Origin of the sequence: Sphingopyxis fribergensis, from assembly GCF_000803645.1 — a bacterium.
GTDB lineage: Bacteria > Pseudomonadota > Alphaproteobacteria > Sphingomonadales > Sphingomonadaceae > Sphingopyxis > Sphingopyxis fribergensis.
Window position 1 is genome coordinate 3,695,198 of record NZ_CP009122.1, and the last position, 19,056, is coordinate 3,714,253.

Genomic DNA, 19,056 nt, shown 5'->3' on the forward strand with positions numbered 1-19,056 from the left:
AGAAATCGGGCATGAGCCTGTTTGCCGTCCTAGCCCTGCTCGTCGCTGCGCCCGTCGCCGGCGACGATCCCGACGCGATCATCGTCACCGGAACCCCCGTCACGCGCGAAGAAGCGAAGAAGCGCGCCGCAGAATATGTGCGGCGCGCCGGGATCGCGCAGCTGAAGCCCCTGGCGCGGTGGGTCGATCCCGTGTGCCCGCGCACGGTCGGCGTCAGCGATATGGTCGCGGGCATCGTCAACGCGCGCGTTCGCACGGTTGCCACGGCTGCCGGCGCACCTGTTGCCCCTGCGGATTGTCAGGCCAATATCGTCATCGCCTTCAGCGCGGACGGACGAAGCCTCGCACGCGCGGTACGCCGCAAAGCGCCCGACCAATTCGCCGAGCTGGCGCCGGTGGCGCGCGACCGCGTGCTCGACGGGACGAGCGCGATCCGCTGGTGGTACACGACGCGCGACGAAAGCCGCGACGGCATGCCGATCAGCGACTTTTACGTGAAGCTCTACAACAGCAGCATCGTCAGCACGCAGGTCGTGCGTGCGCTGCAAACGGCGACCGTGGTGATCGATGTCGAACAGGCCGACGGCATGCCGCTTGATTCGGTCGCCGCCTATGCCGCGATGGTCGCGCTCGCCGAGTTCCGAAGCAATCCGCCGCCGCCGAAGGAGTCGATCCTGGCGCTGTTCGACGGCGAGACCGAGCGCCGCGAACTGTCGAGCCACGATGCGGCGCTGCTGCGCGGAATCTATACGGTGCCGCCCGATCGCGAAGCCTATCAGCAGCGGCGCCAGCTGGTGACGACGGTGCGCAAAAGCGGCGAGTAAGCGTCAGCCGCTCTTGGCGAGCGCATATTCCTGTGTGCCGCGCGTGATCACCTCATCCTCCGGCAGGAAATCGGCGATCGGGATCGGCGGCAGCGCGGCGTTCTTCGCATAAAGCGGCGCGAAGTCGGTGTTCACCGTCGTGTCGAGCAGCTGGTCGAGGCTGTTGATCACGAAATAATTCTGCTGGAAATCGTCGATCCGGTAATCGGTGCGCATCACGCGCGCGAGGTCGAAACCGATGCGGTTCGGGCTGTCCGAATCGAGCGCGAAAACGCTTTCGGCAAAGGAGGAGACGATGCCGGCGCCATAAATGCGCAGGCCGCCCGCTTCGCGGATCAGCCCGAATTCGACCGTGTACCAGTAGAGCCGCGCAAGCTGTTTCAGCGCGTCGAATTTTAGGCTTCTGAGCCCGCCCTCTCCATACGCAACCATATAGTCGGCGAACACCGGGTCGGCGAGCATCGGAACATGGCCGAACACGTCGTGGAACACGTCGGGTTCCTGCAGATAATCGAGCTGCTGCGGCGTGCGGATGAAATTGCCCGCCGGAAAGCGCCGGTTCGCGAGGTGGTCGAAGAAGACTTCGTCGGGGACGAGCCCCGGCACGGCGATCACCTGCCACCCCGTCGCGGCCATCAGCCGCGCGTTGAGCTCGCGATAATCGGGGATGCCCGGCTTTTCGAGGCGCAGCACGTCGATTCCGCGCAGGAAGGCGTCGGCGGCGCGGCCGGGCAGCATCTCCGACTGGCGCGCGAACAGCCGGTCCCACATCGCATGTTCGTCGGCGGTGAAGGCGTCCCAATTTTGCGAAATCGTCCAGTCGGCCGCGGCGCCGGGCGGCGGCGTATCGTGGACGTGGGTAAACTGGCTTTCCATACGACCGCTTCTATCATCAAAATGGTTTCAAGTGAAACTTTATTCGCCGATCGCTACCACCGACGTTGCGAGCCGGTCGACCTCCGCGCGGTCGTGGCTGACATAGAGGATCGGAAGTTTGAGCTCGTCGCGAATCCGTTCGATCACCGTCATGATATCACTGCGCCGCGCCGCGTCGAGCGATGAGAGCGGTTCGTCCATCAGCAGGATTTCGGGTCCTGCAAGCAATGCGCGGCCGATCGCGACACGCTGTGCCTCGCCCCCCGAAAGGCTGTGCGGCCAGCGGCCGAGCAGATCGCCGATGCCCAGGAAGGCGACGGCCTCGTCGACGCTCATCCAGCGGTCGGCGGGGTCGGCAAGATCGTGGCCATAGGTGAGATTCGCGCGCACGCGGCGGTGCGGAAACAACCGGCCGTCCTGAAAGACATAGCCGACGCGGCGTGCCTCGGGCGGCATGTCGACGGCGCCGTCGAACAAGGTCCGATCGCCGATGCGGATATGACCGCGGTCGGGCCTCAGCAGCCCGGCGACCATATTGAGGATACTCGACTTGCCCGCCCCCGACGGGCCGAAAAGCGCGGTCAGCCCCGGCCCCGCGGTGAAGCGCGCGGCGATCGTCCGGTCGCCGAGCCGCTTGGCGACGTCGATATCAATCGCCATGCCGCTGCCTCCCGCCATGGGTGCAGCGCACGAGATATTCGGACAGGATCAACGCGCCGAGCGAAAGCGCGACCGACAATAACGCAAGGCGCGTTACCATCGCCTCGCCGCCGGGCACTTGCAGCGCCGAATAGATGGCAAGCGGCAGCGTTCGCGTCTCGCCCGGGATGTTCGAGACGAAGGTGATCGTCGCGCCGAACTCGCCGATCGAACGTGCAAAGCCGAGGACGAGCGCGGCGAGCACGCCGGGGAGTGCGAGCGGCAGGCTGATCGTCCAGAAGCTGTGCCAAGGGGTCGCGCCGAGCGTGCGCGCCGCACCCTCGAGCCGCCGGTCGATGCCCTCGATCGACAGCCGCATCGCGCGCACCATCAGCGGCAACGCCATGATCGCGGCGGCGAGCGCGGCGCCGGTCCAGCGGAACATCAGGCTCACGCCGAACCAACTTTCAAGCCAGCGCCCAACGGGGCCGAACGGGCCGAAGGCGATGAGCAGCAGCCAGCCGGTGACGACGGGGGGCAGCACGAGCGGCAAATGGACGAGCGCATCGAGGACGACACGGCCGGGGAAGCGGTAGCGCGCGAGCAGCCACGCGAGCGCGAAGGCGATGGGAAGCGTGGCAAGCACCGCGACGCCGCCGACCTTCAGCGACAGCCCGACGATCCCCCACTCTTCGGGTGACAGCATCAGGGCGCCGAGAAGCCGTGGCGCGCGAGGATCGCGCGGCCCTGTTTCGATAGCAAGAAGGCACGGAAGGCCGTCGCATCCCGGTGCCGCGAGGCCTTGAGCTGCGCGACCGGATAACGGATCGGCGGATGGCTCGATGCCGGGAAGGTAGCGACGACGCGCACCGCCTTCGACGCGCGCGCGTCGGTGGCATAGACGATGCCGAGCGGCGCGGCGCCGCGTTCGACGAGCGCCATCGCGGCGCGGACATTTTCGGCGGGGGCGACCTTGGCGGCGACGCCGGCCCATACGCCGAGATGGGTGAGCGCCGCCTTCGCATATTTACCCGCAGGCACCGCGTCAGGATCAGCGAGCGCGAGGCGGCCGGTGCCGAGCGCCTTCGCGAGCGCGAAGCCGCGCGTCGGGGTCAGGCGGACTTTGCTGGATGCGCGAGCGATCAGCACGAGCCGGTTGCCGAGCAAGGTCGTGCGTGTTCCCGCGCGAAGGAGGCCGGCCTTCGTCACCGCGTCCATCCACACCTCGTCGGCCGAAAGAAAGAGGTCGGCGGGCGCGCCCGCGATCACCTGCCGTGCCAGCGCCGACGAGGCGGCGAAGGAGAGCACGGGTTTGGCGTGACCCTTTGCCGCCCAGACATTGGCGACCTCGGTCAGCGATTCCTGCAGGCTCGCCGCCGCGAGCACCGCCGGGCCGCGTTCCTGCGCCATCGCAGCGGGGCTCAGGAGCAGCGCGACAAGTAGAGCGCACAGGTGGAGGGCACGGGCCATGCGCAACCTATAGGCGCGGCGAGCCCTTCGCCGCAACGCCGAGCCAGCGTGCGGTGCGCGGCAGGTGCGGGATGATGAGGCGTTCGACGATCCAGAACAGGATCAGCGAGGCGGCGAGCAAGGGGAACAGTGCCGCGAGGATCAGGACCAATGCCGCGACGCCCTTGAGCTTGGCGGGATCGCGCGCCACGGGCGGCGCCCCGAGCGCATCATCGGGTTTGCGGCGACGCCACATCAGAAAGCCCGAGATCGCGAGGGTGAACAGCGCGAGCGCGGTCGCGACGCCGATCAACTGGTTGGCGAGACCGAACAGCTGCCCCTCGTGCCATGCGATGCCATAGCCCACCGCGCGGTCGATGGCGTGTTTCTCGGCAAAGCCGCTGCGCGCGACTTCGAGGCTGGTTTCGGGGTCGTAGCTGACCTTGCGCACCAGCGGACGGTTCTGCGTCAGCGTGGTGAGCGTCCAGACATTGCCGTTGGGCGGGCCGAAGGCGTTGGGCGCGCCCGGCGGCTGGATGATCGCGGGGGCGGGCATATGTTCGGTGCGGGCGCGGAGCACGATATATTCGAGGCGCGCGCGCGGCGGTGGGCCTGCGGGTTCGGCTGCCGCCATCGCATGATGATCGTGCGCAGCGTGGGGATTGGCGCCGCCCTTCCAGTCCTGCACCCCCGACACCCAGCCCATTTCGGCCCGGACGGTGCGAAAACCGCTCGCCCAGACCTCGGTCCACGGCAGCGCGGTGAAGAGCAGGACGAGCGCGAGGCCCGAGACCCAGAAGCCGGTGACGGCGTGAAGATCGCGCAGCGCCGCGCGGCCGCCGAGCGACAGCCGCGGCCAGACGACCCCCGCGGCACCGCGCCCGCGCGGCCACCACAGATAAAGCCCGGTCAGGATCATCACGATCGCCCAGCTGGCGGCGAGCTCGACCAGGAGCTTTCCAGTGCGACCGATCAAGAGGCTCCCATGAATGCTCGACAACCAGGCGGCGATGCGCTGGTCGGGGTCGATCGCGCCGATTGCCCTTCCTTGGGGCGACACGGCGACATCGCGCATCCCTCCACCCGGCAGGCCGATATGAACGACCGCCGCATCGCCCGGCGCCTCGGGGATGCGGTAATAATGGAAGCTCGCGCCCGGATTGGCGGCGAGCGCGGCGGCGACCTGCGCGTCGGCGTCGACCGCGCCTTCCGTCGGCAGGCCGCGCCACGCGCGCTCCTCCCACCGGTCGATCTGCGGCTTGAACAGATAGGCCGCGCCCGTCGCCGACAAGACAAGAACGAAGGGGATGACGAACAGCCCGGCATAAAAATGCCAGCGCCAGATCGTGCGGTAGAGCGGAACCCGGTTGATGTCGGTCATCCCCTGCCCTTTCAGAACCGCGCGCGGATACCGGCGGACACCGCGCGGCGCTCGACCGGATAATAGACCGCCGACGCGGGCGTGACGACAATCGCCGCGCTGATGTCGCCGATCGCTTTCTTGCCGGTGATATTGCGGACGTCGACGAAGGCGTCGATGCCCTTTGCAACCGTCGCGCCGCCGGTGACGCCCATCAGCGCATAGCCGGGGGTGCGGACCTGATTGCGGTAGTCCGCAAAGGGGCCGTCGGGGATCCATTCCACGTTCGGCGCGATATGCAGCGCATCGGTGCCGAGGCGAAGCTCTGCGCGATAGACGTGCTTCGGCACGACCGGCAGGCGGTTGTCGCCGAACTGGGCGTCATTACGGAAACGGAAGTCGCTGTAGGTGTAGACCTGCCGCAACCGCAGCCAATCGGTTGGCGCGAGATCCAGCCCGGCCTCGACGCCCCGATGGAGCGTGCGGTCGGCGTTGAAGGTTGCCGCCGGGATATTGCTGTTCGTCGTAAACTGGAGCAATTCGCCCTTCAGCGTCGATCGGTAGAGCGCGAGGTCCCAGCTCGCGAAACCCAGCTTGCCGCGTGTGCCGATTTCAGCGGTCCAGGCGCGTTGCGGGCGGATGTCAGACACCAATGTGCTCGTCGGCGGGGTGCCGATCGTCTGGAAGACTTCGCCAAAGCCCGGGAATTCGGCCGAGCGGCTGTAGTTGGCGAAGATCTGGATGTTGGCGGCGGGTTCGAACAGAAGGCCGACCTTTGGCGAGAAGGCATCGAAGTCGATCCGGCCGTCGGTCGCCGGGGTGGCCGAGAAAGTGACGTGGCGCTGGCGCCAGCCGTCGGCGTAGACGCCGCCCGCGATCAACGTCAGCGCCTCGACCGGCCGCACGCGGACTTCGCCGTAGAGCGTCGCCGTTTGCGCCTTCTGATCGGCATCGAAGGTCAGCGCGCCGCGCCGCCCGCCATTGTTGACGAACTGCCGCGCGTCGGTGCTGCCTCGGCGGATTTCGCCGCCAAAGGTCAACTCGACCGGCCCCGCCGCATAATCGGCGCGGAAGAAAGTGCCGATGTCGACCGACTTCTGGTCGATCAGCTGGAAGATCGGATGATGGAGCGACTTGGCGTTGACGAACCCACCGACGTCGAGCGTCAGTTCGCCCCAGTCGAAGTGCGTGCGGTTCTGGAGGCGCAGCGAGTCGATGTCGCGCCCCTGATCGCCCGCGACGGCGCCCGCGCTGGCCCTGCGCGGGGTCGACAGTGCCTCGGCCCGCGTCAGCGCACCGGGGAGTTGCTGGTCGATGTTGTTGATGCTCGCATAGAAGCGCGTGCTCACCACATCGCTCAGCTTCAACCCGACATTGCCTTGAAAGCGCAGGCTGCGGCGCTTCGCATGGTCGCGGTCGCCGTCCGAGCGGTCGGCGCTGATTGCGCCCCACGCGTCGACTCGGTCGCTTGCGACACCTGCCGACACCAGCCCGCGCACGCTGTCGAAGCTGCCGACATCGCCGCGCAGGTAGAAACCCTCCGCCGTGCGCCCGGTCGGGGTCACGCCGTTGATCGCGCCGCCGAGTGTGCCCGAGCCGAAGCGCAGCGCGTTGGCGCCGCGATAGACTTCGAGATGGTCGAAAAAGATCGGTTCGAGTTCCTGGAAATCGCCATTGTCGTCGGCAAGGTTGATCGGCACGCCGTCCTGCAGCAGCGTCAGACCGCGCATGTGGAAGCCGCGCGACAGGCCCGAACCGCGGATCGCGATGCGCACCTCCTGCCCGTAACGCGGCTGGAGATAGACACCGGGCGAGAAGGCGAGCGTGTCGCGTAGGCTCACGACCGATTTGTCGGCATAGTCCCTGTACGAAATAACGTCGGTGCCGCCGGGGGTTTGGGCCGCGCGCGCTTCGGCGGCGTCGGTGGCGGTGGGTGCGGTGACGATGATGGTCGAATCGGCCTCTTCGGCACGAGCCGGAGCGGCGACGAGACAGGTTGCGAGCGCCAGCAACGGCGCCGCCCCTTGGATACGGGTTTTCATGTTTTTTCCTTCGCTGAATACAGTCACGGGCCGCGCCGCGCCAAGGCGCGGGCAGCCGATCGGTACGGATCAGGCGAAGGCGGGTGGTCCCGTGCTCGGCGGCAGCGGTGAGGCGATGCCCGGCGCATAGCCGAGCGAGCGAACCGCGACCGGGACCGACTCGACAGCCATCGGCGCAGCGGCGAGGACCGGCAGATCGGGGACGATCGGGGCATTGGCGAGAGCGCCCCACGGACAATGCTGCTGTACTTCGCCCGCATCGTGGCTGCCGGCCTTTTCGAGCGGGATGGTCATCGTCCCGCCGGGGTTGGCGGGGTCCGAACAGATGCGCACGGTGATTGATCCGCCGCTGTCGCTCTCGATCATCCAGCCCGGCGCAACGAGCACCCGCGCGGTAAGCGCGAGGAGCAGCGGCAAAAGCAGCAGGATGCCGGGACGGCGAAAGGCGGCGAGTAGGCTCACGCTGCGCGCCTTATGGCGCGGCCGCACGGGTGGCAAGCGGACAAAGCGTCCAATCTCATCGTCATTGCGAGCGGAGCGAAGCAATCCAGAGGGGGTGCGCGCCACCTCTGGATGCCGGGTCGCCTTCGGCTCCTTGCAATGACGAAAGATTATTCCGCCGGCGTCTCGTCGGTCTTCTTGCCGGTGCGCGTCCAAGGGTAGAGGAACTGGCCCCAATAGCTGCGCGGCACATCCTCGGGGATGCCGTAATTTTCGGGCCAGCGGTCCTTCGGCAAATGGAAGGTGCCGAACATCTTGTCGATCCACGGGAAATGGATCGCGAAATTGACGTCGAACGCCTCGCGTTCGAGCCCGTGGTGCCAGTGATGGAAACGCGGGGTCGCGATCCAGTGGCCGAGCCGGTTGAAATTGCCCCCGACATTGGCGTGGAGCAGCGACGACCAGACATAGACGAAACCGATATAGGCCTGCATCACCGAGGGCGCGAAGCCGAGCGTGAAGAGCGGCAGCGAGGTGATCGAGCGGAGCAGGATGATCTCGACGAAATGCATCCGCGAACCCGCGAGCCAGTCCATCGACTTCGCGCTGTGGTGCACCGCGTGGAAGCCCCACAGGAAGGGGTAGCGGTGGAAGGTGCGGTGAAACCAATATTGCGCCATGTCCGACGCGACGATGACGATCAGGAATTGCACGATCCACGGCAGCGACGCGACCCCGGCGCGGAATGCCTCCCAGTTCGACGTATTCTCGTTGATGATCGTCGACGGCGCGAGCGCAAGAAAGCCCAGCACCTGCACGAACATCGTGCTGACGAGATAATAAAAGAGGTCTTCGCGCCATTCGGTGCGGAACAATCGCTGCGTCCGGCGATGCGGAAAGGCGCGCTCCAAGGGCGCGAACATGAAGCCCGTGACGAGCAGGTTCACGACGAAAAAGTCGAGCCCGAAGAAAATTCCCCAGTCGCGCGTTTCCTGCGGCTGGACGTTCGAGCCGCCGACGAGGATCGCGGCGAGCCCGATCATCAGCGCGGTAAGCCCGAGCGCCTTGCGCGGACGCAGCAACAGACTGAGCAATGAAAGGCCATAGCTCACGAGCAGGATCGCGTGGACGAGGCCGCGGAAGCCGCCCCAATTTTTGATGATTTCGAGTTCGGGGGTCGCGAACCAGTCGGGGAAGCGCAGCGCGACCACCATGAATAAACCGGCGACCGCGAACAGCAGGCCGAAAAAGCCCGAGAGCCACCCGCTGCCGAACCGCCGCACCTCGGTATGCGATTCGAGATCGCGCATCAGGTTCTGGAGATAGTCACGCTTTGCCATGTTGCCCCCTCACAGCATTTTCGCCGCGCCATCTGTGACGGCGCGCACCGTTTACGATCGCCCTAACCTCATCTTCGTCCAGCCGGACTTGATCCGGCATTCATTTCTGCCCCGGCGTCATGGACCCCGGATCAAGTCCGGGGTGACGAAGATATATGCCTTGCTCACCCCGCGGCGGCGACAATCTCCGCCCATTCGGCCTCGTCGATCACTCTGATGCCAAGCGAACTCGCCTGTTTGAGTTTCGACCCCGCGCCCGGCCCTGCGACCACGAGGCCGGTCTTGGCGCTGACGCTGCCCGCGGCCTTGGCACCGAGCGCTTCGGCCTGCGCCTTGGCTTCGTCGCGGCTCATCGTCTCGAGCTTGCCGGTGAATACTACCGTCATCCCCGACACTTCGCTGGCGCGCGTCTCAACCACATAAAGCGGAGGCGATACTTCGGAGAGGAGATCGTCCCACAGCGCGCGGTTGTGCGGTTCGTGGAAGAAATCGGTGAGCGCCTCGGCGACCGCCGGGCCGATGCCGTCGGCGCGCACTTCGAGGATCGCTTTGATCGCCTCCATCTTGCGCGTCATATATTTGCCGTCGGACTCGCCTTCGCCTTGCGGATTGGCGTCGAGCCACGCCTGCATTTCGGCCGCCTTGCTGGGCAGCCGCGCGATATCGCCCAGCCCCTTGAGCAAATCGCGCGCGGTCACCGCGCCGATGTGGCGGATGCCCAGTCCGAAGAGCAGGCGCGCGGCATCGGGCGTGCGCTTCGCTTCGATCGCGGCGAAGAGATTGTCGACCGACTTTTCCTTCCAGCCCTCGCGGCCGAGCAGATCGGCGCGGTGGCTTTTCAGCCGGAAGATGTCGGCAGGCCCCTTGTCGAGCCAGCCGAGGTCGAGGAATTCCTGAATGCTCTTTTCGCCCAGCCCCTCAATGTCGAGCGCGCCGCGGCTGACGAAATGGCGGAGGCGCTCGAATTTCTGCGCGTTGCAGATGAGGCCGCCGGTACAGCGCACGTCGACCTCTCCCTCCTCGGCCACCGCCTCGCTGCTGCAGACGGGGCAATGGTCGGGGAAGATATAGGGGGCGCGGTCCTCGTCGCGGGTCAGGTTCTCGACGACCTGCGGGATCACATCGCCGGCCCGTTGAATGACGACGCGGTCGCCGGGGCGCACGCCAAGGCGGCCGATTTCGTCGCGGTTGTGGAGCGTGACGTTCGACACGACGACGCCGCCGACGGTGACGGGGACGAGGCGGCCGACGGGGGTGAGCTTGCCGGTGCGGCCGACCTGGATATCGATGGCTTCGAGGGTGGTCTGCGCGCGTTCGGCGGGGAATTTATGCGCGATGGCCCAGCGCGGCGCCTTGGCGACGAAGCCGAGACGCTGTTGCCATGCAAGGCTGTCGACCTTGTAGACGACGCCGTCGATGTCATAATCCATATCGGCGCGGCGGCGCTCGATCTCGGCATAATGGGCGAGGATATCGGCGACCGATTCATAGCGTTTGAGCAGCGGTGATACCGGAGCGCCCCAGCGTTCGATCGCCTTCATCACGTCAAATTGGGTGTCGGCGGGAAGCGCGCTGACCTCGCCCCAGCCATGCGCGAGGAAGCGCAGCGGGCGCGACGCGGTGACGCTCGCGTCCTTCTGGCGCAGCGAACCCGCGGCGGCGTTGCGCGGGTTGGCGAACTGGCGAACGGTAGCGGGGTCGAACGCCTGCTCGCGCTGCGCGGCGAGCGCCCTTCCCTCTTCCATCAGTCGCGCGTTGAGCGCGGTGAAATCGGCCTTCGCCATATAGACCTCGCCGCGGATCTCGAAGACGTCCGGCGCCGCGCCGTTCAGTTCTTGGGGGATGTCGGCGATGGTGGCGACGTTCGAAGTCACATCCTCGCCGACGCTGCCGTCGCCGCGTGTCGCGGCCTGCACCAGCTTGCCCTTTTCGTAGCGCAGCGAACAGGAGAGGCCGTCGATCTTGTCTTCGGCAGTCATCGCGACCACGGCATCGGCTCCGAGGTTCAGAAAGCGGCGCACGCGCGCCGCGAATTCCTCGACATCTTCGGCGGCGAAAGCGTTGTCGAGGCTCATCATGCGTTGGGCATGGGTGACCTTGGCGAGCGGCGACGCCTCGACCGCCGCGCCGACCGATTTGTTCGGACTGTCGGCGCGGACCAGCGTCGGGAAGGCGGCTTCGAGTTCGCTGTTGCGGCGAACGAGCGCGTCATAATCGGCGTCCGAAATCTCGGGCGCATCCTCGGCGTGATAGCGTTTGCTGTGATAGGCGATCTGCTTCGCCAGCCGCATCAGTTCATTGGCAGCGTCGGCCTCGGACAGCGATTCGATTTCGGTCATGCACCGGCCTTTGCCACCGGCCTGAATTCGGCGCGAGTACCAAATCCTGCGATCAGCGGGCGACCTTTCTTGATCGCGTCCTGCACCGAGGGAAGATTGAGCGAGGCAGCGTGCGCCTCCTTGCTGTCCCAAAGTTCGACGATCCAGATCGCGTCGGGGTTCGCGCTGTCCTCGCCGATCAGATAGGCGATGTTGCCGGGCATTTCGCCCGTGCCTTCGGACAGGATCGCAACCAATTCGGCACGCTGGCCGGGCTGCGCCATCATCTGGCCGAGCAAGCCATATTGCGGGTCGGCTTCTTCCATCTTCGCCTCCAAAGCACGGAGTTTCCTAGCGGGGATCAGGGCCGCGGCCATCGCCAGCAGCGCCGAAAGATGCGCTCGCCGGTTCATTTCGCGATCGCCAACACATGCACCTCGCGGCGGATACGAAAGCCCAGCGATTCATAGAGCGCGATCGCGCCGGCGTTGTCGGCGTAGCTGTGGAGGAAGGGCGTCTCCCCTCGCGCGACCATTTCGCGCATGACATGGCCGATCAGCGCGCGGGCAAGCCCGCGGCCGCGGCAGTCCTCCCATGTCGAAACGCCGCTAACCTCGGCCATGCCGGGAACCAGGATGCGCTGTCCTGCCATGGCGAGCAGCCGGCCGTTTTCACGAATACCGAAGAAGGGGCCGTAACGATGCGTCTTCGGGCCCCATGGTCCAGGCTTCGCATGCTCGGCGAGTGCCGACATTTCGGGAGCGTCATCGTCGCCTAGTGCGATGATTGCAGGCTCCCCATCGCGCGGCAATGGCGGCGCGCCATCGGCGACCATCTGCGCCAACACCGCGCGTTTCACGTCGCGCGTGCCGGGGGGTAGCGGCCACGGCTCGCCCTCGACGATCCATATCTCGCCGTCATCGGGAACGAGCGCCGCGAGCGCAGCCTGTGCCGCTGCGCCGGCGTCGGGGGCGGCGCCGAAGACACCATAGCCGCGATCGATCCGCACCGCCTGGGCGTTACCCTCGGCAAGATGTGCCTGCCGTCCGGTCAGCATGCTCCAGACCGGCCGGTCGAGCGGGTGCGTCGCCATGGCTCAGGCCCGTTCCATCGCAAGCGTTTCGGTGGCAGGGATTTTCACGCCTTCCATCGCATGCTCGGCATAGGGGCCAGCGGGATCGACCCAATGGAGGAAGAGATGCGCCGACCAGCGATTGGGGTTCGGCGTTATCCGCCCGTGCAGCCGGTGGACACCCTGATAAAGCACCGCATCGCCGGGCAGCATCGGCACCGATCCATAGGCTTCGTCGGCGAAATCGGGATCGGCGCGCTCACGCGGCACTTCGATATGCTGCGACCCGACTTCCAGCGGCCAGGCAAGCTCGTCGCTCGCCGCGAGCAGCAGCGACAGGCTGTGCTCGCAAGCGTAGCGATCCGAATGGACGTGGCAGACATCGCCGGCACTGTACATGCGGAAATAGCAATAAGAGGGCTTGAGCTCGGTCCCGACAAGCGCGCTGACTGCGGGCGTCATGCCCCAGAGGAAGGTCGAGAGCGGCAGATAATGTCGGCCATAAACCTCCACCGCTTCGTTCGCGAGCAGCGCATGCTTGCGCTTCAACTGGTCGAACGACACCCCGCCACGCACCAAATCGCCCTTCATCATGCCAAGCAGCGCATGCGTGACGTCGGTCGGGACAAAGCCGGGCAGCGCGAGATAGCCACGTTCGCGATAAAGTTCCGCGTTTTCGGTCATGTCGTTTCCAGCAGCCGTTCGGCCTGCGCGCGCGCCTCGGCGGTGACTTCGGCGCCCGACAGCATGCGCGCGATTTCTTCGCGGCGACCGGCTTCGTCGAGCGCATGGACGCTGGTGCGCGTAACCGTGCCTTCGCTCGACTTGGCGATGATGAAATGCGCGGCGCCCTTGGCCGCGACCTGCGGGCTGTGGGTGACGGCAAGCAATTGCTTGCCCGCGCCCGCGAGCCTGGCGAGGCGCTCGCCGATCGCGCTGGCGACCGCGCCGCCGACGCCGCGATCAATTTCGTCGAAGATGATCGTGTCGGCCCCGCCCTCTTCGGCGAGCGCGACCTTCAGCGCGAGGATGAAGCGCGACAGTTCGCCGCCCGATGCAATCTTGGCGAGCGGGGCGAAGGGCGCGCCGGGGTTGGTCGAGATCAGATATTCGACGCGGTCCATGCCCTCCGGCCCCCAACGGTCGGCGGGGAGGCGCTCGACGAGCGTCTGGAAGCGCGCGGCGTCGAGTTTCAGCGGCACCAGTTCGCCCGCGACCGCGGCGTCGAGGCGGGTCGCCGCCTTGGCGCGCTGGTCGGACAGCGCGGCCGCGGCGTGGGTGTAAGCGGCGGCGGTTTCGGCGACCGCGGTTTCGAGCTTGGCGAGCCCTGCGCTACCGCCCTCGATCGCGTCGAGCCTGGCGGCGAGCGTCCCGGTCAATTCGGCGAGTTCGTCGGGCTGACACCCATGTTTGCGCGCCATCGCGCGCAGTTCGAACAGGCGCGTCTCGGTCGCCTCGAGCCGTTCGGGATCATATTCCATCGCGCGCGCGGCTTCGTGCAGCTTGCTCTCGGCCTCGTCGGCCTCGATGATCGCGCGGTCGAGCCCGGCAAGCGCCTCGGCAAGCAACGGATGATCGCCCGCAAGCCGGTCGAGCCGCCGCGCCGCGCCGCGCAATTGTGCAGGGCCGCTATCGCTGCCCTCGAACGCTTCCATGATCGCGCCGAGGTCGCCCGCGACCTTCTCGCCCTTTTGCATCGTCGCGCGCGCTTCGGAGAGTTCGGCATCCTCGCCGGGCTGGGGCGCGAGCGTCTGCAATTCGGCGACGCAATGCTCGAGCCATTCGCGATCGCGTGTCGCTTCGGAAATGGCGGCGCGCGCGGCGGCGAGCCTGTCCTCGGCTGCGCGCCATGCGGCATGCGCCGCTCCCACGCCGCGGGTATCGGCGCGGGCATAGGCGTCGAGCAACGCGCGGTGCCCCGCGGGCGCGAGCAGGCCGCGGTCGTCGTGCTGCCCGTGAATTTCGACGAGATAGGTGCCGACCTCTCGCAGCAACGCCGCCGAACAAGGCTGGTCGTTGAGAAAGGCACGGCTGCCGCCGTCGGCCTTTAGCGTGCGGCGGATCAGCAGCGGTTCGCCACTTTCGAGGGCAATGTCATTCTCGGCGAGCAGCGCGGCGAGCTTCGTCCCCGGTGCCGGCGCGACAAAACTCGCGGTCACTTGGGCCTTGTCGGTCCCCTGACGCACCAGCCCATTGTCGGCACGCGCGCCGAGCGCGAGGCCCAGCGCGTCGAGCAGGATCGACTTGCCCGCCCCCGTCTCGCCCGTCAGCACGCCCAGCCCGGCCTCGAAGTCGAGGTCGAGCCGTTCGATCAGAACGATGTTGGCGATGGAAAGCGCCGTCAGCATAAGGGGTCCGAATCCACTATTGATGCGGTCGAGGCGTCAAAATGGCAAAGGGATCGGAGTGAGATGGCTGCCGCGGGTAGCGGCGCTACCCGCAAAGTCAGCTCGCTTCGAGACCGAAGCCATTTTGACGTCCCTTCGGGATTTGGGCGATTTGGCCCATTGCGGCGTCGGCGGCGCTGGAAATATCGTCATATTCCTGCACTTCGCCTCCTAGCACTGGGCCAAATCGCCCAAACCTCGACCGCATCAATAGTGGATTCGGACCCCAACGCCCTTACCGCAGAACAAAGGCAGAATCTATGCGCTCGGCGCGTTCTTCTGCATCAGCTTGTAGGCGCGCTCATACCATTTATTGCCCGGATAGTTGGCGCCCAGCACCGCGGCCGACTTCTTCGCCTCGGACGGGATGCCAAGCGCGAGATAGCATTCGGTCAGGCGATAGAGCGCCTCGGGCGCGTGGCTCGTCGTCTGGAATTTGTCGACGACTTCGCGGAAGCGGATCGATGCGGCGAGCCAGTTCGAGCTGCGCTGGTAGAAACGGCCGATTTCCATTTCCTTGCCGGCAAGATGGTCCTGCACGAGGTCGACCTTCAAGCGCGCGTCGGACGCATAGCGGCTGTCCGGGTAGCGGCGGATCACTTCGCCGAGCGCGGCGCTGGCCTGCTGGGTGATCTTCTGGTCGCGGGTGACGTCGCTGATCTGCTCATAAAAGCTGAGCCCGATCAGATAATAGGCGTAGGGCGCGTCCTTGTTGCCCGGGTGGATCGCGAGGAAACGCTGCGCCGCCTCGATCGCCGGGGTATATTCGCGGTCCATATAATAGCTGAACGAGCTCATCAGCTGCGCGCGGCGCGCCCAGGGCGAATAGGGGTGCTGGCGCTCAACCTCGTCGAACAGCGCGGCGGCGAGGCCGTACTGGCCGCGGTCGAGCCGGTCCTGCGCCGCGCGGTAGAGCGTGTTGACGTCGCGCGCGACGTAACGCGTATCCTTCTTCACATTGCCGCCCCCGGCACAGGCTGCCAGCATGGGGGTGATCGCGAGTGCGGCGGCGAGCAGGCGCATGGTCGCGCGCGAGGGGGCATATTGAGTCATGCGCGCGGTATAGCCACAGCGCGGATGAACGCAAAATAAATGATGGGGTCCCGGCGCAGCTTTACGGCGCTTTGACGACACACCCTTGCGGAGCCCCAACGGGCGCCGGAACGCGGCGCGCGGTCTTGATCATCACTTGCGGTTCGAGCATCTGCCCGACCATCACGCCTTCGCCGGCGGTCGGCGAGATCGGGGCGTTGAAGATCGCCTCGGCGACGTCGGCGCCCGCGACAATCTCGCCGAACACCGCAAAGCCCGCGCCGTCGCCGCCCGGCGCATCGGCATCGAAGCCTTTGATGTAGGAGAGCAGCAGGAAAAAGTCGCTCGTCGCATCGCCCGGGTTGAGCCGCGCCATCGACAGCGCGCCCTTGCAGTTGGTGAGGCCCGTCTTCGTCGTCGGTTCGTGCGCGATCGGCGCGAAATTCTTGCGCGCATCGCCGCGGTTGCCCGCCTGCACCAATTGGTTCGCCGGACCCCAGCTTTTGGTCGAGCGATAGAATTTGAAGCCGTCCATCCGCTTGGCATCGACATAGCGCAGAAAATTGGTGCTTGTGACCGGCGCGCGCTTGTTTTCGATCCGCACGATGATCGTCCCGAGGTCGGTGGCAAGCGCGACATAGGGCCGCGCGTCGGCCTCGACCACGGGCGTGACCGGCGCCGGGATCGGCGGCACCGGCGGCGGCAATTGGGTCGCCTGCGGCGGGGCAGCGGAGGGCTGGGCGGCGAGCGCGAGCGCGGCAAGGATGGTCAGCATGGCGCCAATCATAAACGCAATGACCCGCCCGATGCGAGCGCTTTCGGAACCATTGTCAACAATCGCGCCAATTGGAAATACCCGAAACTCCAGCTAGATGTGGCGCGGGACAAGACAGCAAAGAGGAAGCCGATGATCGAGACGCCGAACCGCGACGCCCCGCCCGACCCGGCGGCGTCCGCATTGGACGCGGCGGCGGTCGGGTCCCGATTTTTGCGCTATCTTCCGCTCATCACCATCGCGCATTTCGTCATCGGCTTGCCCGCGCTGATCGCCTCGCTCGCGCTTGCCTATTTCGCCTTCGTCCAAGCCGATGCGACGCAGAAGATGCAAACGGGCGGCGCGATGCCGTTCGTCACCTTTGGCACCAGCAATGCCGATGACGACGGAAAGGCGAATATTTCGCTGTCGCTGACGAATGACGGCGTCGGCCCAGCAATCCTCGGTCCGATCGAAATACGCTATAAGGGCAAAGCCATGTCCAGCCCGATCGACCTGCTGAACGCCTGCTGTACCGACGGCAACCCGGCGAACCTCTCCTTTGCCACCTCGCCTTCGACCGGCACCGCCGTGCGGCCCGGCGAAAGCCTCCGTTTCCTGCGTCTGCCCCGCACGCCCGCCACCGAAGCGGTTTGGCAGGCGTTCAATCGCGAGCGGTGGAAGATGACGGTGCGTTCCTGCTATTGTTCCATCTTCAACGATTGCTGGATCACCGAAGGCATGCAGGGGCTGCCCAAGGCGGTGAAGCAATGTCCGGCCGACTGGTCGCTGTATGACGAAGATGCGGCGGAGCGGTTCGCCGGGGCGCCCTAGCAAAGCGTTTTCCCTTTATTCAACCAATCGGTTGACAATTAAATCGGGCCGATCAATATTCAACCACATGGTTGAAAATGATTCGCACACACTCGATACGATCTTCCACGCGCTGGGCGATGCGACGCGGCGGGCGATGCTCGGCGAACTGGCCGTCGGCGAACGGACGGTCGGCGAGCTGGCCGAACCCTTCACGATGTCGCTCGCGGCGGCCTCGAAGCATATCAAGGTGCTGGAAAATGCCGGGATGGTCCGCCGCGACGTGCGCGGGCGAACCCATGTCTGCAGCCTCGATCCGGCGCCGCTGATGAGCGCCGACCAGTGGCTCCGCATGTACCGCCGCTTCTGGACCGACCGGCTCGACACCCTCGAACGGCTGCTGCGCGCGGAAGATGCTGTCCCCCCTCCCCCCAAGAAACCCCTCCCCGGGAAAGAAGGAGAAAAACGATGACGACGATGCTTACCGGGGGCAATTATGGTGTCCTCACCGAACCCGCGACGCTGACGATCGAGCGTCTGCTCCCCGGCCCGGTCGAGCGTATCTGGTCCTATCTGACCGACAGCGAGCTGCGCCGCCAGTGGATGGCGGCGGGCGCGATGGAGGAAAAGGTCGGCGCGGCGGTCGAATTCACCTGGCGCAACGACGAGCTGACCGACCCGCCGGGCACGCGTCCCGAAGGCTTTGGCGCCGAGCACAGCATGGTCTGCGAAGTCATCGCGATCGACGCGCCCAACTTGCTGTCGATCAGCTGGGGCAGCACCGGCGGCGTGACCTTCACGCTCCAGGAAAAGGGCGACGAGGTGCTGCTGACCGTTGTGCATCGCCGGATCGAGGATCCGTCGGTGCGGCTCAATGTCAGCGCGGGCTGGCACGCGCATATCGACGTTCTCGAAGCGCGGCTCCGCGGCCGCACGCCGGCGCCTCACTGGGATAATTGGGTACGGCTACGCACCGATTATGCCGAGCGCCTGTTCGGTTGATCCTGCCGGTATCGGATCAGGAAGGGGCTGCGAAAGCGGCCCCTTCTTTTTTGGAGATTGCGCGAGCCGCGGCGCAATCATGGCATTGAATTTGAACGCGCAGGGCTTATCTTCGCATTGCGGGCCGGGCCCCTCTGACGATCGAAAGATCGTGATGTCGGACCGCATCGAGGATACTCGATGTTGGCTCGACCTATGCGCTTCCCAAGCCACATCGGTACCTCGGTTGGATCACAATTGGGAGTCTATGTGATGTCACATCCAAGTTTCGCCGCGGCCCTCGGGCAGCGACCCGACCATCGGTTCCGGCCGGCCGGCGGGAGGGTCACGCGATGACCGGACCTGCCGTGGGCATGCCCTGCCCGGTCTGCAAAGTGCCGCTGTCGATGAGCGACCGGCAGGGCGTCGAGATCGACTATTGCCCGCAATGCCGCGGCGTGTGGCTCGATCGCGGCGAGCTCGACAAGATTATCGAACGGAGCGTGGCGGCCGATACGGCGCCGCCGCCGGCCTCTGCGCCACCGCCGCAACAGCCCTATCCGCAAAGCGCTCCGCCTGCGTACCGGGATCAAGGGTATGGCGGATACCACAAGGGATATCCCAAGCGCCGCAAATCCTTTCTGGAAGAGCTTTTCGACTAACCGTCCGGGCGGGGCCGGTTTTGCCGGTCCCGCCTGATCTTCCGCACAATAAAAAGGGGCCGCTTT

20 protein-coding genes are annotated in these 19,056 nt (G+C 66.1%); 5 read left to right on the plus strand and 15 right to left on the minus strand.

Features of this window, described 5'->3' with window-relative positions; translation table 11 throughout:
- The first annotated feature begins 11 nt into the window (after nucleotides 1-11).
- Nucleotides 12-824, plus strand: coding sequence for a hypothetical protein (locus tag SKP52_RS17230; protein ID WP_039576788.1), 813 nt, complete (start codon nucleotides 12-14; stop codon nucleotides 822-824).
- 3 nt (nucleotides 825-827) lie between these two features.
- On the opposite strand, the gene phhA is transcribed toward SKP52_RS17230, so the two are convergent.
- The 15 genes from phhA to SKP52_RS17305 all read right to left on the minus strand — a co-directional run bounded on the left by phhA (nucleotide 828) and on the right by SKP52_RS17305 (nucleotide 16,555).
- Entirely contained in the window at nucleotides 828-1,700 is an 873-nt protein-coding gene (phhA, locus tag SKP52_RS17235; RefSeq protein ID WP_039576792.1) for a phenylalanine 4-monooxygenase, read from the minus strand.
- A 39-nt stretch (nucleotides 1,701-1,739) separates the two neighbouring features.
- Entirely contained in the window at nucleotides 1,740-2,360 is a 621-nt protein-coding gene (locus SKP52_RS17240) for a molybdenum ABC transporter ATP-binding protein (RefSeq protein WP_039581485.1), read from the minus strand.
- Nucleotides 2,350-3,045 carry a molybdate ABC transporter permease subunit gene (gene modB / locus SKP52_RS17245; RefSeq protein ID WP_039576795.1) on the minus strand — a complete coding sequence of 232 codons (696 nt, stop codon included), beginning with the start codon at nucleotides 3,043-3,045 and terminating at the stop codon, nucleotides 2,350-2,352. Before modB ends, SKP52_RS17240 begins: the two co-directional genes overlap by 11 nt.
- Nucleotides 3,045-3,809, minus strand: a complete 765-nt coding sequence (modA, locus tag SKP52_RS17250; RefSeq protein WP_039576797.1) for a molybdate ABC transporter substrate-binding protein — start codon at nucleotides 3,807-3,809, stop codon at nucleotides 3,045-3,047. Before modA ends, modB begins: the two co-directional genes overlap by 1 nt.
- Before the next feature lie 7 nt (nucleotides 3,810-3,816).
- A complete protein-coding gene (locus tag SKP52_RS17255) occupies nucleotides 3,817-5,169 on the minus strand; it encodes a PepSY-associated TM helix domain-containing protein (RefSeq protein ID WP_039576799.1) in 1,353 nt (450 codons plus the stop codon).
- A gap of 11 nt (nucleotides 5,170-5,180) precedes the next feature.
- Entirely contained in the window at nucleotides 5,181-7,190 is a 2,010-nt protein-coding gene (locus SKP52_RS17260; protein ID WP_039576802.1) for a TonB-dependent receptor family protein, read from the minus strand.
- Between the two features lie 69 nt (nucleotides 7,191-7,259).
- Nucleotides 7,260-7,652: a hypothetical protein gene (locus tag SKP52_RS17265; protein WP_039581489.1), complete on the minus strand. Its 393-nt coding sequence runs from the start codon at nucleotides 7,650-7,652 to the stop codon at nucleotides 7,260-7,262.
- A 149-nt stretch (nucleotides 7,653-7,801) separates the two neighbouring features.
- Nucleotides 7,802-8,971, minus strand: coding sequence for a sterol desaturase family protein (locus SKP52_RS17270; RefSeq protein ID WP_039576805.1), 1,170 nt, complete (start codon nucleotides 8,969-8,971; stop codon nucleotides 7,802-7,804).
- A gap of 164 nt (nucleotides 8,972-9,135) precedes the next feature.
- Nucleotides 9,136-11,310: an NAD-dependent DNA ligase LigA gene (gene ligA, locus SKP52_RS17275; protein WP_039576807.1), complete on the minus strand. Its 2,175-nt coding sequence runs from the start codon at nucleotides 11,308-11,310 to the stop codon at nucleotides 9,136-9,138.
- Nucleotides 11,307-11,615 (minus strand): putative quinol monooxygenase, encoded by a 309-nt coding sequence (locus tag SKP52_RS17280; RefSeq protein WP_321164057.1) that lies wholly within the window; start codon nucleotides 11,613-11,615, stop codon nucleotides 11,307-11,309. The genes ligA and SKP52_RS17280 overlap by 4 nt, the downstream gene beginning before the upstream one ends.
- 83 nt (nucleotides 11,616-11,698) lie before the next feature.
- The gene (locus tag SKP52_RS17285) at nucleotides 11,699-12,382 is read right to left on the minus strand and encodes a GNAT family N-acetyltransferase (protein ID WP_039576812.1); all 684 of its coding nucleotides are present in this window, start codon (nucleotides 12,380-12,382) and stop codon (nucleotides 11,699-11,701) included.
- A gap of 3 nt (nucleotides 12,383-12,385) precedes the next feature.
- A complete protein-coding gene (locus tag SKP52_RS17290; RefSeq protein ID WP_039576816.1) occupies nucleotides 12,386-13,045 on the minus strand; it encodes a hypothetical protein in 660 nt (219 codons plus the stop codon).
- Complete coding sequence (gene recN / locus SKP52_RS17295) at nucleotides 13,042-14,709, minus strand: DNA repair protein RecN (RefSeq protein WP_039576819.1); 1,668 nt, start codon at nucleotides 14,707-14,709, stop codon at nucleotides 13,042-13,044. The genes SKP52_RS17290 and recN overlap by 4 nt, the downstream gene beginning before the upstream one ends.
- A gap of 297 nt (nucleotides 14,710-15,006) precedes the next feature.
- Nucleotides 15,007-15,801, minus strand: coding sequence for an outer membrane protein assembly factor BamD (locus SKP52_RS17300; protein ID WP_039576822.1), 795 nt, complete (start codon nucleotides 15,799-15,801; stop codon nucleotides 15,007-15,009).
- Nucleotides 15,802-15,862: 61 nt separating this feature from the next.
- The gene (locus SKP52_RS17305; RefSeq protein WP_148309177.1) at nucleotides 15,863-16,555 is read right to left on the minus strand and encodes a peptidylprolyl isomerase; all 693 of its coding nucleotides are present in this window, start codon (nucleotides 16,553-16,555) and stop codon (nucleotides 15,863-15,865) included.
- A gap of 132 nt (nucleotides 16,556-16,687) precedes the next feature.
- On the opposite strand from SKP52_RS17305, the gene SKP52_RS17310 reads away from it, so the two are divergent.
- From SKP52_RS17310 to SKP52_RS17325, 4 genes are all read left to right on the plus strand, one after another.
- Nucleotides 16,688-17,368, plus strand: a complete 681-nt coding sequence (locus SKP52_RS17310) for a hypothetical protein (protein WP_039576827.1) — start codon at nucleotides 16,688-16,690, stop codon at nucleotides 17,366-17,368.
- Between the two features lie 67 nt (nucleotides 17,369-17,435).
- On the plus strand, nucleotides 17,436-17,819 hold the full coding sequence (locus SKP52_RS17315; RefSeq protein WP_039576830.1) for an ArsR/SmtB family transcription factor: 384 nt from the start codon (nucleotides 17,436-17,438) through the stop codon (nucleotides 17,817-17,819).
- Complete coding sequence (locus SKP52_RS17320) at nucleotides 17,816-18,349, plus strand: SRPBCC family protein (RefSeq protein WP_039576833.1); 534 nt, start codon at nucleotides 17,816-17,818, stop codon at nucleotides 18,347-18,349. The genes SKP52_RS17315 and SKP52_RS17320 overlap by 4 nt, the downstream gene beginning before the upstream one ends.
- A gap of 332 nt (nucleotides 18,350-18,681) precedes the next feature.
- Nucleotides 18,682-18,990: a TFIIB-type zinc ribbon-containing protein gene (locus SKP52_RS17325; RefSeq protein ID WP_039576835.1), complete on the plus strand. Its 309-nt coding sequence runs from the start codon at nucleotides 18,682-18,684 to the stop codon at nucleotides 18,988-18,990.
- Nucleotides 18,991-19,056: the final 66 nt, after the last annotated feature.

Excerpts from the sequence above, each read along its gene's own strand:
- SKP52_RS17230 (WP_039576788.1), top strand. The coding sequence starts at position 12 with ATGAGCCTGTTTGCCGTCCTAGCCCTGCTCGTCGCTGCGCCCGTCGCC.
- phhA (WP_039576792.1), bottom strand. The coding sequence starts at position 1,700 with ATGGAAAGCCAGTTTACCCACGTCCACGATACGCCGCCGCCCGGCGCC.
- SKP52_RS17240 (WP_039581485.1), bottom strand. The coding sequence starts at position 2,360 with ATGGCGATTGATATCGACGTCGCCAAGCGGCTCGGCGACCGGACGATC.
- modB (WP_039576795.1), bottom strand. The coding sequence starts at position 3,045 with ATGCTGTCACCCGAAGAGTGGGGGATCGTCGGGCTGTCGCTGAAGGTC.
- modA (WP_039576797.1), bottom strand. The coding sequence starts at position 3,809 with ATGGCCCGTGCCCTCCACCTGTGCGCTCTACTTGTCGCGCTGCTCCTG.
- SKP52_RS17255 (WP_039576799.1), bottom strand. The coding sequence starts at position 5,169 with ATGACCGACATCAACCGGGTTCCGCTCTACCGCACGATCTGGCGCTGG.
- SKP52_RS17260 (WP_039576802.1), bottom strand. The coding sequence starts at position 7,190 with ATGAAAACCCGTATCCAAGGGGCGGCGCCGTTGCTGGCGCTCGCAACC.
- SKP52_RS17270 (WP_039576805.1), bottom strand. The coding sequence starts at position 8,971 with ATGGCAAAGCGTGACTATCTCCAGAACCTGATGCGCGATCTCGAATCG.
- ligA (WP_039576807.1), bottom strand. The coding sequence starts at position 11,310 with ATGACCGAAATCGAATCGCTGTCCGAGGCCGACGCTGCCAATGAACTG.
- SKP52_RS17280 (WP_321164057.1), bottom strand. The coding sequence starts at position 11,615 with ATGGAAGAAGCCGACCCGCAATATGGCTTGCTCGGCCAGATGATGGCG.
- SKP52_RS17285 (WP_039576812.1), bottom strand. The coding sequence starts at position 12,382 with ATGGCGACGCACCCGCTCGACCGGCCGGTCTGGAGCATGCTGACCGGA.
- SKP52_RS17290 (WP_039576816.1), bottom strand. The coding sequence starts at position 13,045 with ATGACCGAAAACGCGGAACTTTATCGCGAACGTGGCTATCTCGCGCTG.
- recN (WP_039576819.1), bottom strand. The coding sequence starts at position 14,709 with ATGCTGACGGCGCTTTCCATCGCCAACATCGTTCTGATCGAACGGCTC.
- SKP52_RS17300 (WP_039576822.1), bottom strand. The coding sequence starts at position 15,801 with ATGACTCAATATGCCCCCTCGCGCGCGACCATGCGCCTGCTCGCCGCC.
- SKP52_RS17305 (WP_148309177.1), bottom strand. The coding sequence starts at position 16,555 with ATGCTGACCATCCTTGCCGCGCTCGCGCTCGCCGCCCAGCCCTCCGCT.
- SKP52_RS17310 (WP_039576827.1), top strand. The coding sequence starts at position 16,688 with ATGATCGAGACGCCGAACCGCGACGCCCCGCCCGACCCGGCGGCGTCC.
- SKP52_RS17315 (WP_039576830.1), top strand. The coding sequence starts at position 17,436 with ATGGTTGAAAATGATTCGCACACACTCGATACGATCTTCCACGCGCTG.
- SKP52_RS17320 (WP_039576833.1), top strand. The coding sequence starts at position 17,816 with ATGACGACGATGCTTACCGGGGGCAATTATGGTGTCCTCACCGAACCC.
- SKP52_RS17325 (WP_039576835.1), top strand. The coding sequence starts at position 18,682 with ATGACCGGACCTGCCGTGGGCATGCCCTGCCCGGTCTGCAAAGTGCCG.